This is a genomic window from Legionella sp. PATHC039, assembly GCF_026191275.1.
Lineage (GTDB): Bacteria > Pseudomonadota > Gammaproteobacteria > Legionellales > Legionellaceae > Legionella > Legionella pneumophila.
Map to the genome: position 1 here is coordinate 106,801 of NZ_JAPHOP010000001.1, position 17,185 is coordinate 123,985.

Sequence of the window (17,185 nt, forward strand, 5' to 3'; positions counted from 1 at the left end):
GAACTCAGCTTAATTTCGCCTTTATCCGGGCGCTGACTTGGGCCATGTCCGCGCGTCCTTGTAATTTTGGCTTAAGGATAGCCATGACTTTACCCATATCAGACATTTTTTCAGCGCCAGTAGACTTGATCGCATCGCTGATTAACTCTTCAATTTCATTGTCAGTTAAAGGTTCAGGCAGGTATTTTGAAATGACATTCAACTCAAACTGTTCTTGGGCAACGAGATCGTCACGGCTTGCTTTTTCAAATTGAGCAATAGATTCTTTGCGTTGTTTGGACATTTTATCCAGGATGACTAACATGCGCTCATCATCCACTTCAATGCGCTCATCGACTTCAATTTGTTTTACCGCAGCACTGATTAAGCGTAAAGCATTGAGCAAGTTTTTGTCCTTTGCGCGCATAGCGTCTTTAATGTCATTGTTGATTTGTTCTTTTATAGTCATTTTAATTCCTTAAAAAACAAAAGGTCACATACAATGTGACCTTGGTGTAATATAGGACGAGCTGCGATTTACTACCGAAACTGCCACGAAGGCCAATTTCAAATAAAAACAATTAAAAATAACAGAGCTTCCAAAACAGGGCACTGTTTAAGTGCCTCACGCAAACTTGCTTTTTAGTGCAGTCAATCTTGAAAAAATCAGATCAGGTAGTGCTTTTTTTACGTCGGTGACCAACACCTCGTCTTGAACTAACATCACGAGATATTTTTTTAAGATGACGTTTTACTGCAGCAGCTTGCTTGCGCTTACGCTCTGCGGTTGGTTTTTCATAAAACTCACGGCGACGTAATTCGGTTAAAATACCGGCTTTTTCACAAGAGCGTTTGAAACGTCGTAGTGCATATTCTGGGTTTTCGCCTTCTTTTACACGAACGGTAGGCATTAACTAGTCCTCTGGTTATTTAATCTTAATAGGTGGGCAATTCTAGTGCTAGATTTTCCACACGTCAAGATTAATCTATACGTTTCTTGCTATTTTAGCAAATTATCAAGACATTGCTCTTTAATTTAATGGTATCTTTTGTCTGTGATATAATTGAAAAATGATTAAAATCTGGAAAATTGATTCCGATTATTGAGGTAGTTCATGCTTGTATTGGGTATAGAGTCTTCCTGTGATGAAACAGGTGTTGCTGTCTATGATTCAGAATCAGGATTATTGTCCCACGCCTTGCATTCACAAATTGCCACTCATCGTGTACATGGCGGTGTTGTTCCAGAACTGGCATCAAGAGATCATGTGAATTACTTGGTTCCTTTAGTCGATGAGGTATTAACTAAAGCGCAAATTCGTAAAAACCAATTGGATGGAATAGCCTACACTGCAGGACCCGGATTAATTGGCGCTTTGTTAGTTGGCTCCTGCTTTGCCAAAAGTCTCGCCTACGCCTTAAATATTCCGGCATTGGCAATTCACCATTTGGAAGCCCATCTGTTAGCCGCAAAAATGGAAACCCCATCCCTTGATTTTCCCTTTATTGCTCTTTTAGTTTCCGGTGGCCATTGTCAATTGATAGAAGTAAACAACATTGGTGAGTATCGATTATTAGGAGATACTCTCGACGATGCAGTAGGAGAAGCTTTTGACAAGACAGCCAAACTGATGGGGATTCCCTATCCTGGAGGAGCCGTGTTGGCAAATTTGGCTGATCAATGTTTATCAACTCCCTATCAATTTCCCCGTCCCATGACTGACAGGCCTGGCTTGGACTTTAGTTTTAGCGGACTAAAAACTCATGCCTTAAATACCTGGAATCAAAGTGCAAAAAAAGAAAGTGACCGCTCCGAAATTGCAAAAGCATTCCAACAAGCAGTAGTTGAAACATTAATTATAAAATGCAAAAGAGCAATTAAAGAGTCTCAATCAAAGCGCCTTGTGGTAGCCGGTGGAGTAGGGGCCAATAAAGCGTTGCGTAGCGCTTTGCAAAAATGGATTAAAGACATCAAAGGGGAAGTATACTTCCCCGCTCTGGAATATTGCACAGATAATGGTGCAATGGTCGCTTATGCAGGATGTGTGCGCATGATGCGGGGGGAGAGTGATGGGGAGTGGGGGGTTATGGTTAAACCTCGTTGGCCCCTCGCTTGAACACCCGCCTTCGGCGCATCTTGCCAGATCAGTGCTCTAAAAAATGCTCATCTACTTATCCGTACACTCCGCTTTTTTAGTCGCAACGATCTGGCAACCTGCACTCGAGTACGGGCGTTGAAGGGTAGGTTGTCTTTGGCGCATCTTTGCTTGTGCATTAATTAAGTGCTGCGCCTTATTCCTTTTCTTTGACTGTTTTCGTTTTAGGTTTGGGTGATTTCGGTTTTTTAGTTGTTTCTTCCTTGCTGGTTGTCTTTTTTGCTTTTGTTGTTGCTTTTTTGGCTTTTGGTTTTTTTACAACCTCAGCTTGTTCTGTCTTTTCTGTTTCATCAATATTCGTATCAATGACTTCTTTGCCAGGAAACTCTTGCTCTGCAGAAGTAGCTGGAGAAGCTTCCATTATTTCCTCTATCACACTGTGTTTGAACTTGATTTTAGGTTCTTTTCCATCTATCAAACGATTAAAATTATCTCTGTGTTTGTAGAGAACCAGAATGGTGATCATGAATAATGGGGGGAAAATATTAAGATTACCCACCAATATTAAGGAGTAAAAAGGAGCTAAAGAGATAGAAGCTATTGATGCTAAAGAGGAATAGCGCCAGAAATTTGCTACCAGTAACCAGGTCGCGGCAACCATAACACCAATTACAAAATGAAATGCTAACAAGGCCCCTATTGTTGTAGCAACACCTTTTCCCCCTCTGAAATGAAAGAAAACAGGGTACATATGACCAACAACTGCAGCTAAAGCAGTAAAGGCAACGGTTACAGGTTCGGCACTTAACAATTTGGCCAGGATGACAGGAAGTATACCTTTTAAAGCATCGAATACCATGACCATAATACCGTACTGCTTCCCTCCAAGACGGAGTACATTAGTGGCTCCTGGGTTTTTTGAACCCTCTTCTCTTGGGTCGGGGAGCCCAAACGTACGGCACACTATGATAGCTGAATTAATGGAGCCCATTAAATAACCAACTAGTACTAGAAATATAAAAAGCGCCACCGATTTCTCCTTACTCGGGAATAATTTTTATTATCAACCAATCTCAATTAACAGGCAATTTTAAGATAGAAAATATGCCAAGACTAGATAATAGAATTCATTTCATGTTATTTCAATTTAATTCCATGATTAGTGCTTGAATGAGTGTAGGAATTGACTTGTTTATGCAAACAGCAGGCATGGTTGGTATAATTTGATTCAAAAAGAGCGTTCATATTGCTAAAAAAGAGGATGTTCCATAGAATTTGAATTATTTGCAATAGTTTGAGACAGATACTGAATGTCGCTTTTTAGTCCTGTTCGGTCTGTCACTATCATTCTATTCCATTATTTAAGGGAATTTTACTAAAACTATGGATGCCATTCATCTCCTTTCTGCAACAGAAATCATTCGCCGCATTAAAATGAAAGAACTCTCGGCTGCAGAGGTCATGGTGGCGCACTTAAACCATATTGATAAGATTAATCCTGTAATCAATGCGCTCACCGAACGTATTCCCCCTGAGGAATGCTTAAAGCAGGCAAAGGAAATTGACAAGAGTATCGCCTCAAAAAAAAATCTGAATAAGTTAATGGGGTTGCCTGTTGCCATAAAAGACGTTTTGTATGTGAAAGGACTAATTTGTTCTTCGGCATGTTCAGGATTTTACAAGGGAGAAAAAGCAGTACGTGATGCGACCCTGGTTTCTAGACTAAAAAAGGAAGGAGCAATTATTCTTGGCTTAACCAATGTTCCTGAATTGTGTCGCGGTGGTGATTCGGATAATTTAATCTATGGACGGACCAATAATCCTTATGATCTGGCAAGAACCAGTGGAGGCAGTAGTGGTGGTTCCGCGGCTTTGATCGCTGCAGGTGGCGTTCCTTTTGCTTTGGGTTCCGATGGTGGAGGTAGTTTAATGCAGCCTGCCCATTGTTGCGGTATTGTTGCATTGAAGCCAACACATGGCCATCTTCCTCATACAGGCTCTGTAGGTGGGGATTCCTATGGTCTTATTGGCAATCTGATTTCTTTTGGACCAATGGCTCGTTCTGTCAGCGACCTTCGTTTAGGACTTTCCGTGCTTGCGGGCACTGACCAATATAATCCTTATACAAATCCGGTTCCTGTTATGCCTGCTGCACCACTAAAAAAATTACGTGTAGCCTATTTTACAGACAATGGTTTTACGCCAGTTGATGCGGAGATACAGAACGTTGTTAAATCAGCAGCCTTGGCTTTGCAGGATGATGTGGCTATAGTGAGGGAGGTACGACCTGATTGTGTCAGCAAGGCTTTTGATCTGCACTGGGAGCTTTTTCTCGGGGGTGATCGCGGAGCGGGATTTAAAACTATGTTATCGGAGTTAGGGGTTAACACTCTGTCATGGGAATTACAAGAGTTCTTGCGTCAAGCGGAACAAACTCAATTCTCGGTGACCCAATTGCATCAACGTATGCGTGAAATCGATTTGTTTCGTCTGGAATTAGCTTTATTTATGCAAGATTATGATGTATTGATTAGTCCAGTGTTTCCAACAGTAGCAAAACCGCATGGGATTGGGATTAGAGAAATCAGCGATTTTTCCTATGCGATGACACATAATTTAAGTGGATTTCCAACGATCAGCCTAAGATGCGGGACTTCAGCCGAGGGATTGCCCATTAATATATTAATAGCCGCTAATCGTTGGAAAGATACTACCTCTCTGGCTGTTGCAGAACACCTTGAGCAATTAATGGGGGGATATAAACCCCCTTCTCTAATCCACTCTCTGCAATGAAGCAAGAATCAATAATTTTTGAAACAGCGAACTAGGGCAGAAACAAGGCTTGCAAATCATTAGTATATTGTCTGCCTAATGGTGTTACTTGCCAATGAGTATCTGTTAAATTAATCAATTGTTTCTTATTAGCCAATTTTAGCAAGGGTAAAAGCTGATTAAGTTCCAATCCCGTCGCTGTCGTAAATAACTCCAAAGGTATGGATTGTTCCAGCCGGGTTGTATTCAGCATAAATTCAAACAATAATTCTTTACCTGTAATGGTTTCGCGAGCAGCCAGATAAGGTTTCTCATTATCCAGATAATCTTTGGGTTGACGGTGCTTACGGGTTCTTATTATTGCGTTTGGGGTTGTCATTTTTCCATGAGCACCAGCGCCTATACCCAAATAATCACCGAATAACCAATAATTGATGTTGTGTCTGGCTTGCTTTTCCGGTTTGGAAAAGGCAGAAATTTCATAGCGCTGATATCCGGAATTATGTAACAGGGTAAATCCTTGCTCCTCCAGCAAGTAATCTTCTTCTTCAGATGGCAGGGGAGGAGTATGCTTGTAAAATACAGTATTCGGTTCTATGGTTAATTGATACCAGGATAAATGCTCAGGTTGATAGGATAAAGCGGTCTTAAGATCCTGTAATCCCTGCGTTACACTTTGATTAGGTAAACTGTGCATGATATCAAGATTGAGATTATCAAAGCCGGCTTTACGGGCAGTATCTATAGCAGAATGGGCTTGTTTCTCGTCATGAATACGGCCAAGAATTTTTAAATGATTGGGATTAAAGCTTTGAATTCCCAAAGAAAGACGATTGATTCCTGATTGTCTATAATCAGTAAATCGATGTTGTTCTACAGTACCGGGATTGGCTTCCATTGTGATTTCAATATTTTTTGCAAAGGGGAGTATGCGCTTTAATCCATTAAATAGGTTGTTATAAGCTTCGGCTGAAAATAAACTGGGTGTGCCGCCACCAATAAAAATGGAGTGAATTTCACGGGTATTGTATGAGGAAATATCCGTTTTAAGGTCTTCAATCAAAGCCTGAATATACAGGTGTTCGGGTAAAACATCAGGGCTTTTGTGTGAGTTAAAATCACAGTATGGACATTTTCTGATGCACCAGGGAATATGAATGTACAAGGATAACGGAAGCATTACAATTTTTAAACTGGCTTGTTAGGGAATGCAATAGTATCATGGTAGCAATTTTGCTACAAAATTAAGTGATGAGCATTGATGCGAAATAAACCAAAATGTAAGCAAAGAACCGTGATAGCAAAATCCCGGTTGTTTACAGTTGAAGAAATGTATCTGGAATTTTCCAATGGGGCTCAGCGAGTCTATGAGCGGATTAAAAGTCATGGTCATGGTGCGGTGTTAATAGTTGCATTGACTCCCGGAGAATCATTATTATTAGTTCGGGAATACGCCGCAGGTACTGATTCTTATGAATTATCATTTCCCAAGGGAGTGATAGACAGAAATGAAACCCCTATAGAAGCGGCTAACAGAGAGTTACGTGAAGAGACTGGGTTTGCGGCAAGGGAACTGCATTGGATTCGTTCCATGTCATTGGCTCCTGGTTATTTTGGAGCTCGCATTGAGCTTATTGTTGCAGAGGGGCTGTACCATTCGCCGTTGCCAGGTGATGAGCCTGAGCCTCCTGAAACAGTAGAGTGGCCTTTACACGCTGCTTGTGAGTTATTGGAAAAACCGGATTTTACCGAGGCGCGCAGTATTGCTGCGCTATTTTTAGTTAAAGAGTGGTTGAATAAGAGGAAATCATATGACAAATAATCGAGTTAGAGTTGCTGTCACAGGTGCAGCAGGACAAATAGGTTATGCCCTGGTGTTTCGTATTGCTTCCGGTCAAATGTTTGGGCCAAATACTGAAGTGGAATTGAATTTGCTTGAACTTGAGCCGGCACTTCCCTCACTGGAAGGAGTCGCTATGGAGCTTGATGATTGCGCATTTCCCTTATTAAAAGGCATAGTTTGTACTGCAGATTTGAATAAGGTAATGGATGGTGTTAACTGGGCATTATTAGTCGGTTCAGTTCCGCGAAAGCAAGGCATGGAGCGTTCTGATTTATTACAAATCAATGGTGGTATATTCACCAAACAAGGTCAGGCGATTAATGATTATGCCAGCGATGATGTGCGGGTATTTGTTGTAGGAAATCCTTGTAATACCAATTGCCTAATTGCTATGAATCACGCAAAAGACGTGCCTTCTGATCGTTTTTATGCAATGACCACATTGGATGAGTTAAGAGCCCGTACTCAATTGGCTAAAAAAGCAGGCGTTGACATTACTGCAGTGACTCAAATGACGATTTGGGGTAATCATTCCGCTACCCAATATCCTGATTTTTATAACGCAAAAATCAATGGAACTTCTGCTGCGCAAGTCATTAATGATGAAACCTGGTTAAAAGAGACTTTTGTATCAACCGTCCAGCAACGAGGAGCCGCAGTGATCAAAGCGCGAGGCTCGTCTTCTGCTGCTTCTGCCGCCAATGCGATAATTACAGGGGTTAATCATTTGGTTACTGATACTCCTGCTGGAGAATCGTTTTCAATGTGCCGTCGCTCAAACGGAGAGTATGGAGTTGATGAAGGTTTGATCTTCTCTTTCCCATGCCGCAGAGAACATGGCGAATTAAAAGTGGTTGAGAACTTGGAGTTCAACGATTTTGGACGCGAGAGATTCAATACCACTTTAAACGAATTACGAAGTGAGCGTGACACGGTCAAGTCTTTAGGTTTATTGGATTAACCAAACCAGGTCAATTCTTGATAGATTTGATTCTGTTGTTTTTGCTGATTCCCTGCTTTGTGAATTTTTCAGGGCAGGGTGCTGTCGCACCTTGTTTTATAAACCAGGTTTCAAAGACTCTTTTGTTTGTAAACCAGGGTCTTTATTCGGATGTTGATGTCTGTTTTTATATTCCTCACTCAAATACATTTGAAATAATGGCGAATTCTCCAGGATGGTTTTGGCGTCTGTGTTTCGTAAAAGAGTTGATACAGAACGACCATTGGATAATATTTCGTTGAGAGTATGAATCAATTGCTCTATTTGCTCGAAGGGTTCTTTTCTTTTATGCATCAAAACGGGAACATGCTTAATTATAGCTCTGGCAAGTTGTTCGTCTGTCAAGTAAAGAATTAAGCGGGTTTGAGAAATTTTGATGAAATTTCTTTCTGATCTGAGAATGATATTGTATAAGAAATCAGGATCTTTTTTTAAGTGATTGCTCAATTTTTGGCTAAATCCAAGCCTGTCCCGGTTGTCAACCAGTGTTTGGGTTAATTCAGTATGATCCAATTGACTAAAGGGTTTTCCTACCTTTTTTTCAAGCCAGGTCATTAAATCATGCTCATGATGAGAGTGGTCCAGTGCGCTGAATTGAAATCGTGGCGATACTTTTGGATGAGATAAGACCTGATTCCAGTCAATAGTTGGCATGTGGTGCAATTTAGCCAGAGCATCCATGGATTTTCTGATTACATTAAAATTAATCCGCCATTTTTCAATATAAGGCAAAGCTTCTCTAATTGCTCTAAGCAGCTCAATAAAAGTATTTCTGGCTTTTGGATTGTAGTTCTCGGTGGCTTCTTTAAGATGTTGAACTGCTGGAAAAGTGTACTTGCCATTTCTCATTGCTTCTAAATGAAATACTGATTGTAATGATTTTAGCAATACAGAAAAAGGGTCTTCCATACCAATATTCCTCCACAGGCCCTTATTTAAAAGTAGTTTATAAAAACATAAAAGCCAAATATTTTGCAAAATGGATTAATAATTTTTATTTTGATTGATTATGTTTATCGTTTTAATAAAAACAATTGATTTTATTTATTAAATGATTTCACCTAAATTTAACAATGAAAATAGTGTTAATTTAACGAGGAGAAAACTTATGATTACGGTAGGCAACAAATTTCCAGAGTTTCAACTTAAAGCAACGGTGGCTCATGATATAAACAATGCATTTCAAATGATCTCTAATGAAACGTATCGGGGTAAATGGTTAGTCGTATTTTTTTGGCCTAAAGATTTTACCTTTGTCTGTCCTACTGAAATTGCGGAGTTTGGAAGGCTAAATTCCGAGTTTGCCGATCGAGATGCTCAAATTCTAGGTGGAAGTACAGACAGTGAATTTGTACATTTGGCCTGGAGAAATCAGCATCCGGACTTAAACAATTTGCCATTTCCCATGCTGGCTGATGTTAAACGAGAATTGACAGCAAATTTGGGCATATTGGATGACGAGGAGGGGGTTGCTCAACGAGCGACATTTATTGTAGATCCCCAGGGAATTACTCGCTTTGTGATGGTTACGGATTTAAATGTAGGGCGCAATCCAGCTGAAGTATTACGTGTTCTGGATGCTTTACAGACCGATGAACTTTGTCCTTGTAATTGGAAAAAAGGTGAAGAAACAATTCATATCAAATAAATTGAAAAAAGAGGCATCAATCATGTTAGAGAATGTTAAAGAAAGTATACCGGAAGTGGCTAAAGACATACGCTTGAATTTGACTAAGGTACTTGATTTGGAACAAAGTGATGGATTGAGTGAGCATCAGATTTTAGGTTCTGCGTTGGCTGTGAGTTATTCTTTAGGCAATGAGGTTCTAATTAAAGGACTTAAAGAATTGGTGCATAACGAACAGATTGTGCGTGCAGCACAACTTGCAGCAAGCCTTATGGCGATGACAAATATTTACTATCGCTTTGTTCATTTAACTGAAATTAAGGAAATTGAGCATATTCCTGCAGGATTGCGAATGCAAGGAATGATGACTCCAGGGGTAGGCAGGGTAACCTTTGAAATATTGTCCCTTGCTGTTTCTGCTCTCAATGGTTGTGGGGCTTGTGTCAGCTCTCACGCACGTCAATTGAAAGAGCACGGTTTATCCGATATAAGCCTTGCACGAGTTGGACGTATTACTGCTGTGATTCATGCGGTTCATGTGAGTGGTCGAATCAAATAAATCATCGCATTTGAAGCAGATTATCTGCTTCAAATGCAAAAAACTATTTAATGACGCCGCAAGCTATACGGTCCCCCCCGCCACCTTGTGGAGGATTGTCACTGTAAGTGTCTCCATTGGCATGGATCATGACAGCTAAATTGTGCATATCACTTAATTTCAAACGAGGAGCTAAAGTAGGTATCATTGCTTTCCCATTACTTGTGACATATAAAACAGGTAAATCCCCCAAATGCCCGTTACCATAAGGGCCTTGGTGGCTATTAGAATCTTGAGGATCATAATGTCCTTCTGCATGCATTCCGTTGCTACCACAATCGGCATTTTTATGTAAATGGAAACCATGCGGGCCTTCAGGAAGGTTAGTTAAATCTGGTGTAATCAAAACACCATAAGGGGTTTGTGTGAAGGTTACCTTGCCTATTGCAACTGGTTTGGGACCAGTTGTGTAAATTGGTGCTGTAAGATCATCGGCAATAGCCATGCTTGAGAATAAAATAGTACCAATTAATATTATTCCTGATTTATTCATGTCATTTCCTGGTATTTTTCAAAGCCCGTTAATATTTTTAGTATTGTCCAAGAAAAGCTTTTATTCCACAGGATTTAAAAAAAATCGATTTTTTGGGGTTAAAAATATTTTTAATTCAGACATTTAGTATATCAGGATTTGCACGTTCAAACCTTCATTGAGTAGACCATAAGATTTTCGTAAACTCTATTTTAAATTTTAGAGAGAGGATTACAAATTAATTGAATCGGTAAAAAATGATTGCTGTATAATAAGCAAGGTTTATACTTTATGTTTTAAGCTTTAATTAAACAGAGAGTCCTCATGGAATTGAGAATTGATAATACCCCTTTTAAAGCCATTTTTCAGCCTTTGGATCTGGGCTTTACCCAAATTAAGAATCGTTTATTGATGGGTTCAATGCACACTGGACTTGAGGAAGATAAAGAAAATTTAAATCGCCTGGCAAGCTTTTATAGAGAAAGGGCTCAGGGTGGAGTTGGATTAATCGTAACGGGTGGTTTTGCTCCTAACCGGGCTGGTCGTCTTGCTCCCTTCGCTGCCAAGCTGACTAATAGTAAAGAGCAACATCGGCATGAGGTCATTACTCAAGCGGTCCATGAATCAGGTGGAAAAATTGCCTTGCAAATATTGCATGCAGGGCGTTATGGTTATCACCCTTTTATTGTAGCACCAAGCAGCATTAAATCCCCCATTAGTCCGTTTAAACCGTGGGAAATGAGTAAAAGACGAATTATCAAAACCATCAAACATTTTGCCCGATGTGCCAGACTGGCTCAATTGGCTGGCTATGATGGGGTTGAGATCATGGGAAGCGAAGGATATTTGATAAACCAGTTTATAGTCACTCATACCAATCATCGAAGGGATGAATGGGGAGGAAGTTTCTCCAATCGCATTCGATTTCCTATTGAAATAGTTCGCAATGTTCGTGAGGCGGTAGGCGAGCACTTTATTATCATTTATCGCTTGTCCATGCTTGATTTAGTGGCTGAAGGGAGTAATTGGCAGGAAGTGGTTACCCTCGCTAAAGCCATTGAGCAAGCTGGTGCCAGTTTAATCAATACGGGTATAGGTTGGCATGAAGCAAGAATTCCAACGATAGGAACGATGGTTCCATCTGCTGCCTTCGCTCAAGTGACCCAGCATTTAAAGCCGGAAATTAAAATACCTGTAATTACATCTAACCGAATTAATACACCAGAATTGGCTAATCAATTATTAGAAGATGGGGTCGCAGATATGATCTCTATGGCCAGACCATTTCTAGCGGATCCCTGCTTTGCAGAAAAAGCAAAATTAGGCGAAAGCAAAGCGATTAATGTATGCATCGCTTGTAATCAAGCATGTCTAGATCAAGTTTTTGTGAACAAAACAGCATCTTGCCTGGTTAATCCCCGCGCATGCAACGAGACAACCTTGGTTTATGAAACAACAAATCAACCGAAAGCTATTGCTGTAGTTGGTTCTGGGCCAGCTGGCCTTGCTTTTGCTGTAACAGCAGCTGAGCGAGGGCATAAAATTACTCTATTTGAAAAAGCAAATCAGATTGGCGGGCAGTTTAATTTAGCGAAAAAAATTCCTGGAAAAGAAGAGTTTCAGCATACCTTGAATTATTTTGCTTACCAGCTCCAAAAGTATAAAGTGGATGTACGTTTGAATACTGAAGCTACTGTGGAATTACTTAAAGACTATGATGAAGTGGTCTTGGCCACTGGAATTATACCCAGAGTTCCCGAAATTAAAGGCATAGATCATAAAAAGGTGGTGAGTTATATTGATGTGATTACTCAAAACAAACCCGTTGGCTCACGAGTTGCCGTCATTGGGGCAGGAGGAATTGGTTTTGATGTCGCAGAGTTTTTAACTCATGATCATCAATTGACTTCTGAGCAATTTTATAATGAATGGGGAATTGATATTAGCGGGCAGCATAGAGGTGGATTAAAACCACCTGAAATTGCACCGAGCCCTCGTGAAGTGTATTTATTACAACGCAAAAAAGAAAAAATGGGTAAACGGTTGGGAAAAACTACCGGATGGATTCATCGCTCCAGTTTAAAACATAAACAAGTCAAAATGCTTTCGGGTGTAAATTACGAGCGTATTGATGATCAGGGATTGCACTTGACTATTGATGACAAGCCTCAAGTTTTGGAAGTTGATTCTATAGTGATTTGTGCAGGCCAAATAGAATTAAAGAATTTGTATGAGCCTCTGAAAATGGCAGGCAAGTTGGTTCATTTAATAGGAGGCGCTTATAAAGCTTTGGAGCTTGATGCACGTCATGCTATTGATCAGGCTTGTCGGTTGGCTGCATTAGTATGAGTAAAATTGCTGTAGTGATAAATCCTATAGCAGGCGGCGGTCGAGGAAAAAAAATTTGGAAAGTCCTAAAACCCGGGTTACATGCCCTATTCGAACAAACTGTTTACAGAATATCTAACAGGGTTAATGATCTTGAAGCAATCACAGACGGACTTCTTGCTGAAAACCCTGACAGCCTATTAATAATCGGTGGAGATGGCACTTTAAATCATGTTTTGAATGGCTTAATTGAGAACGATAAATTAAAAAATCCGCAAACAAAAATTGCCTTTTTTAACGCAGGTTGTGGCGGTGATTTTACAAGACAATTTCCCCAACAGAAAATGACCGAATTCCTGGATAGAATAAGTCATAACCAATTTATCAAGTGTGATATTGGGAAAATTACTCTTGCCAATCAAGTGTCGAGGTATTTTATTAATATTGCCAGCTGTGGTCTGTCAGGACATGTGGTTTTGCGCGTATCTAAAAGCAAGTGGTTAAAAAAACTGGGCGGCACTCTGAATTACTTGTTGCATGCTTTAATAGGGTTGATGACTTATCGTAAAACCAAAGTAAGGGTTCAGATAGACGATGCTCTACCATCTGATAGCCCCATCCTGCTCATGGCCGTCTGCAGTGGCCAGTATTTCGGCGGAGGTATGCATGTAGCACCAATGGCAAAAGTGAACGATGGTTTGTTTGATGTGGTTTCTTTTAATGAATTTTCAAAACTAAATGCACTTTTGAAGTTATATAAAATTTATTCAGGTGAGCATTTGTTGGATAATAATGTTCATTATGTTCAGGCTAAAAAAATTAAAATAGAGCCGTTGGAAGAAAGTAAAATAGAAATTGAAGCAGATGGTGAAATTATTGGTTGTTTACCGGCACAGTTTGAGTTAATTAAAGAAACTCTTCCTCTTATTGTTTAAAAATAAAGGTCAAAATAGGATTTATTCTATAAAATTATTTTTTATCAAGACAGGTTGTTGCCTCAAGATGAGATCACATCATTTAATGCAATAAACAACACAAACAATTGTTCATATTTTGTCATTCTGTGCAGGCGGGAAGCCATTTTTATTGTAAGCTGTGGAGCAAAATTTGAAATAGATTTTCACTTGCGTGTGAATAACACATATGATGTATTAATTAGTCAAAATATGATTTTACCATGGTTGTTCTCTTGATAAAATTAATAAATATAGTGCATCATCTTGTTAATTTTGTTATTATAATGCACATTTTTTATATTAGTTAGCCTTTTCAGAAAGACGCTTTATTATATTCAGGAACAGTATGAATCAAGAAATATCAAACTTCTCTACTTTTAATTTTTCTAGTGCTTTAAATAAAGCGTTAGAAGATATGAAGTTTATTACGCCATCGCCTATCCAGGCTCAAACCATTCCTTTGATATTGGAAGGTCGTGATGCCATTGCGCTTGCGCAAACTGGTACAGGTAAAACAGCAGCTTTTGCATTACCAATTTTGCAAAATCTGTCTCCTGAGATATCTACCACTCAGGCTTTGATTTTAGCCCCTACTCGTGAATTGGCAATCCAGGTTGCAGAGCAGTTTGAATTATTAAGCAAGTACCAACGCAATGTGACGATTGCTGTTCTTTGCGGTGGGCAAGAATATGGTCGTCAATTAAAACAATTGCGTAGTGGTGCGCAAGTGGTTGTTGGAACGCCAGGACGTATTCTGGACCATATCGATAAAGGCACCTTGCTCTTAAATAATCTGAAGACATTTATTCTTGATGAAGCAGATGAAATGTTACGTATGGGTTTCATCGAAGATGTAGAAACCATTTTAGAAAAACTGCCTGAAAAAAAGCAAATGGCATTGTTTTCAGCAACCATGCCCTATCGAATTCGTCAAATAGCCAATACTTATTTGAATGACCCTGCCTCAATTGAAATCCGTATGGAAACTGCAACGGTCAAGTCTATTGAGCAACGGTTTTTATTTGCTTCCGTACATCAAAAACCGGATGCGTTAATCCGGGTCTTGGAAGTGGAGGATTATCAAGGGGTTATCGTTTTTGTACGCACTAAAAGCAGTACTGAGGAAGTAGCAGAACTATTGCAACAACATGGATTAAGAGCAATGGCAATTCATGGTGATATTACTCAATCTTTGCGTGAGCGGATTATTGCCCAATTTAAACAAGGAGCGATTGATATTCTGGTGGCGACGGATGTCGCTGCAAGAGGTCTGGATGTCGAGCGAGTTACTCATGTGATTAATTATGATATGCCACATGACAATGAAACTTATGTTCACAGAATTGGCAGAACAGGGAGGGCTGGCCGTTCTGGGGTTACGATTTTATTTGTAACTCCCAAGGAGTCGCGCTTAATTTCCAGCATTGAACGCCATACCAGGCAACGAATTGAGAAAGTTCAAGTTCCTAATGACCATATGATACAGATGGCTCGTCAACAAAGATTCATGTCTAACATTACTACTCGACTGAATCATGAGCATGTGTATTCCTACAAAAGGATTGTGGAAGAATACATTAAAGAGCATGACGTATCAGCAGTAGATGTTGCGGCTGCTCTTGCTTTATTGCTGCATAAAGATATGCCTTGGAGAAAAGAATTAAATATGCCTAAAGCAGCTTCAGCATTCAAAGAAGAGAGAGCTCGGTCAGGAGAAAAAGGATTGGATTTACGTGGTCGATTTAAGGAAGATAGAAAAAGTTCTTTTGCTGATCGGAAAGGTGCGCGAGGAAGCAAGAAAGATTTTGCCAAAGATTTTTCTAATGAAAGGAAAAAATTTAATGATGGCAGGAAGGCCATTAATCAAGAATCAGTAGCCCAGGATTTATTTCGTATCGATGTAGGCAAAATTCATGGAGTCAAACCTGGCAACATAGTAGGGGCTATTGCTAATGAGGCTGGCTTGCAAAGCCGATATATTACTGGGCTTAAAATTCATGAAGATCACTCCACTGTTCGTTTACCAAAAGGTATGCCTAAAGAAGTGATGAAGGACTTAACCAAGGCTTGGGTTTGCGGCCGCCAACTCAATTTAACATTAATTGGTAGTGCCTGAATAGCTCAGCAGTAAAGCGCTGTTAGGACTATCAATTAGTCTTTAATTATTTTGCAAAACGATTTCGCCTGTCCAGGGCGAGATCATAATATTAAGTACAATAAATAGCGCAAACAATGGTTCACATTTTATTATCCCCGCACAGGCAGGAAGCTATCTCTTCTCTATAGCAAACGGAGAAGCAAGATTTGAAATAGATTCTCACTGGTGTGGGAATGATCCGCATGATGTATTATTTAATCAAAGTATGATTTTACCCTGAAGACCTACCTTTTTCCTGGCTTGTTTTTCTAATTTAATACCTCTAATATGGATTAGTGTTCTGAGATTTAACACTGAGGGGCTAAATTATGAAAAAGAAACATGAACCCGGTTTTTTCGGTAGAGAAACCAAGAATATCAAAGACATTGAAAGCAATAGATACGATCCTGATTGCCCAATTCGGAGAGCTGATAAGTCTCGTGGATTCAGCCAAAAAGCAATTGGCCAGTTTCAGCAACGAATAAAAGAAGAAGTAAAAGAAGCGTTAGACAACATTCGTAATGAATCTGCCTATAAATTTAATTAAACATTATTTTATCTCTGAGTGTCAGAGACCAGCTCCTGCTTCAAACGACCGTATTTGGTCCATATTGAACGGAAATAACCCTTGGAGTATTGATCTTTATATTTCTGAGTTTAATGAAGCCTGACAAGAGGCTTCATTATTAATAAAACACTACCTTTATGGTTTGTTGCCAAGCAACACTGACGCAGCAGTAGCTGCTACGGCTACAGTGGCAGCAACGAATGGGAAAAGAACATAGGGGTTTTCAAACTGACTTTTATAAGGTACTTCGTCTTTGAGTTTGGCAATTAATTCTTTTCTTATCTGACTACTATTTTCTCTCACAGATTTTAATCTATTCTCAGGGTCGGTGTTCGCTGTAAGTAATGGAACATAGTCATCCAATAATATATTTCGGGCATTTTGTATTTGCTCTGTAGTCTCACTGGTTGGATTTTCATACTTCTCCGAAACAAGAGCTATGGCTTCTGCAATTGCAGAAGTGAATTTTAGCTTATCCTCTTTGGACCAGTCATCAGCATTTGTTATACGTGAATTAATTTGATAGCGGGGGTTTTCATATTGGCCTTGAGTAAAATGGTGAACTGCATCATCCAGCTTCTTGTCCACAGAGAGTATGGTTTCAAGAAACATCAAGCTATTAATCAGGAAATTTCTTTCAAATCTAGTCATTATTATGGTTCTCATAAAGAAATAAGGGCTGACGACATTTCTGCTGAATCGATTGCAAGATATTGATTTTCTGTACCCTGCTACAAAAGAAAGCATTATGAATCGAGTCAGGGAAGTGTTTACAGGATTTACTATAATTAGGTTTCTGTTTTAGATC

17 protein-coding genes are annotated in these 17,185 nt (G+C 39.6%); 10 read left to right on the forward strand and 7 right to left on the reverse strand.

Going from position 1 to position 17,185, the window contains the following annotated elements; genetic code table 11:
- Window positions 1-4 precede the first annotated feature (4 nt).
- Window positions 5-448 carry a lpg2359 family Dot/Icm T4SS effector gene (locus tag OQI99_RS00570; protein WP_014842313.1) on the reverse strand — a complete coding sequence of 148 codons (444 nt, stop codon included), beginning with the start codon at window positions 446-448 and terminating at the stop codon, window positions 5-7.
- Between the two features lie 202 nt (window positions 449-650).
- Window positions 651-890 (reverse strand): 30S ribosomal protein S21, encoded by a 240-nt coding sequence (gene rpsU, locus OQI99_RS00575; protein WP_010948064.1) that lies wholly within the window; start codon window positions 888-890, stop codon window positions 651-653.
- A 204-nt stretch (window positions 891-1,094) separates the two neighbouring features.
- Between rpsU and tsaD the strand changes: the two genes are divergently transcribed.
- Window positions 1,095-2,096: a tRNA (adenosine(37)-N6)-threonylcarbamoyltransferase complex transferase subunit TsaD gene (gene tsaD / locus OQI99_RS00580; RefSeq protein ID WP_265731050.1), complete on the forward strand. Its 1,002-nt coding sequence runs from the start codon at window positions 1,095-1,097 to the stop codon at window positions 2,094-2,096.
- A gap of 175 nt (window positions 2,097-2,271) precedes the next feature.
- Here tsaD and plsY read toward each other — a convergent pair whose 3' ends face one another.
- Window positions 2,272-3,105, reverse strand: a complete 834-nt coding sequence (plsY, locus tag OQI99_RS00585) for a glycerol-3-phosphate 1-O-acyltransferase PlsY (protein ID WP_265731051.1) — start codon at window positions 3,103-3,105, stop codon at window positions 2,272-2,274.
- Between the two features lie 353 nt (window positions 3,106-3,458).
- On the opposite strand from plsY, the gene OQI99_RS00590 reads away from it, so the two are divergent.
- Window positions 3,459-4,868 (forward strand): amidase, encoded by a 1,410-nt coding sequence (locus OQI99_RS00590; protein WP_265731052.1) that lies wholly within the window; start codon window positions 3,459-3,461, stop codon window positions 4,866-4,868.
- Between the two features lie 31 nt (window positions 4,869-4,899).
- Here OQI99_RS00590 and hemW read toward each other — a convergent pair whose 3' ends face one another.
- On the reverse strand, window positions 4,900-6,027 hold the full coding sequence (gene hemW / locus OQI99_RS00595) for a radical SAM family heme chaperone HemW (RefSeq protein WP_265731053.1): 1,128 nt from the start codon (window positions 6,025-6,027) through the stop codon (window positions 4,900-4,902).
- An 81-nt stretch (window positions 6,028-6,108) separates the two neighbouring features.
- On the opposite strand from hemW, the gene nudE reads away from it, so the two are divergent.
- Complete coding sequence (nudE, locus tag OQI99_RS00600; RefSeq protein WP_061513816.1) at window positions 6,109-6,669, forward strand: ADP compounds hydrolase NudE; 561 nt, start codon at window positions 6,109-6,111, stop codon at window positions 6,667-6,669.
- The gene (locus tag OQI99_RS00605) at window positions 6,659-7,651 is read left to right on the forward strand and encodes a malate dehydrogenase (RefSeq protein ID WP_265731054.1); all 993 of its coding nucleotides are present in this window, start codon (window positions 6,659-6,661) and stop codon (window positions 7,649-7,651) included. The genes nudE and OQI99_RS00605 overlap by 11 nt, the downstream gene beginning before the upstream one ends.
- A 96-nt stretch (window positions 7,652-7,747) precedes the next feature.
- On the opposite strand, the gene mavF is transcribed toward OQI99_RS00605, so the two are convergent.
- A complete protein-coding gene (gene mavF, locus OQI99_RS00610) occupies window positions 7,748-8,668 on the reverse strand; it encodes a Dot/Icm T4SS effector MavF (RefSeq protein WP_265731055.1) in 921 nt (306 codons plus the stop codon).
- 130 nt (window positions 8,669-8,798) lie between these two features.
- On the opposite strand from mavF, the gene OQI99_RS00615 reads away from it, so the two are divergent.
- Together OQI99_RS00615 and OQI99_RS00620 are read left to right on the forward strand one after the other, a co-directional pair.
- Window positions 8,799-9,338 carry a peroxiredoxin gene (locus tag OQI99_RS00615; RefSeq protein WP_265731056.1) on the forward strand — a complete coding sequence of 180 codons (540 nt, stop codon included), beginning with the start codon at window positions 8,799-8,801 and terminating at the stop codon, window positions 9,336-9,338.
- Between the two features lie 22 nt (window positions 9,339-9,360).
- Window positions 9,361-9,876 carry a carboxymuconolactone decarboxylase family protein gene (locus tag OQI99_RS00620; protein ID WP_322783707.1) on the forward strand — a complete coding sequence of 172 codons (516 nt, stop codon included), beginning with the start codon at window positions 9,361-9,363 and terminating at the stop codon, window positions 9,874-9,876.
- Window positions 9,877-9,919: 43 nt separating this feature from the next.
- Here the strand turns inward: OQI99_RS00620 and sodC are convergent, their stop codons facing one another.
- Entirely contained in the window at window positions 9,920-10,408 is a 489-nt protein-coding gene (gene sodC / locus OQI99_RS00625) for a superoxide dismutase SodC (protein ID WP_265731058.1), read from the reverse strand.
- Window positions 10,409-10,711: 303 nt separating this feature from the next.
- Here sodC and OQI99_RS00630 point away from each other — a divergent pair, with 303 nt between their 5' ends.
- The 4 genes from OQI99_RS00630 (at window position 10,712) to OQI99_RS00645 (ending at window position 16,356) form a co-directional block, all read left to right on the forward strand.
- Window positions 10,712-12,736: an NADPH-dependent 2,4-dienoyl-CoA reductase gene (locus OQI99_RS00630; RefSeq protein WP_265731059.1), complete on the forward strand. Its 2,025-nt coding sequence runs from the start codon at window positions 10,712-10,714 to the stop codon at window positions 12,734-12,736.
- On the forward strand, window positions 12,733-13,650 hold the full coding sequence (locus tag OQI99_RS00635) for a diacylglycerol/lipid kinase family protein (protein ID WP_265731060.1): 918 nt from the start codon (window positions 12,733-12,735) through the stop codon (window positions 13,648-13,650). Before OQI99_RS00630 ends, OQI99_RS00635 begins: the two co-directional genes overlap by 4 nt.
- Before the next feature lie 367 nt (window positions 13,651-14,017).
- Window positions 14,018-15,787, forward strand: coding sequence for a DEAD/DEAH box helicase (locus OQI99_RS00640; protein ID WP_061513823.1), 1,770 nt, complete (start codon window positions 14,018-14,020; stop codon window positions 15,785-15,787).
- 350 nt (window positions 15,788-16,137) lie between these two features.
- On the forward strand, window positions 16,138-16,356 hold the full coding sequence (locus tag OQI99_RS00645; RefSeq protein ID WP_265731061.1) for a hypothetical protein: 219 nt from the start codon (window positions 16,138-16,140) through the stop codon (window positions 16,354-16,356).
- 156 nt (window positions 16,357-16,512) lie between these two features.
- On the opposite strand, the gene mavE is transcribed toward OQI99_RS00645, so the two are convergent.
- Window positions 16,513-17,028 (reverse strand): Dot/Icm T4SS effector MavE, encoded by a 516-nt coding sequence (gene mavE / locus OQI99_RS00650; protein WP_265731062.1) that lies wholly within the window; start codon window positions 17,026-17,028, stop codon window positions 16,513-16,515.
- Window positions 17,029-17,185 lie beyond the last annotated feature (157 nt).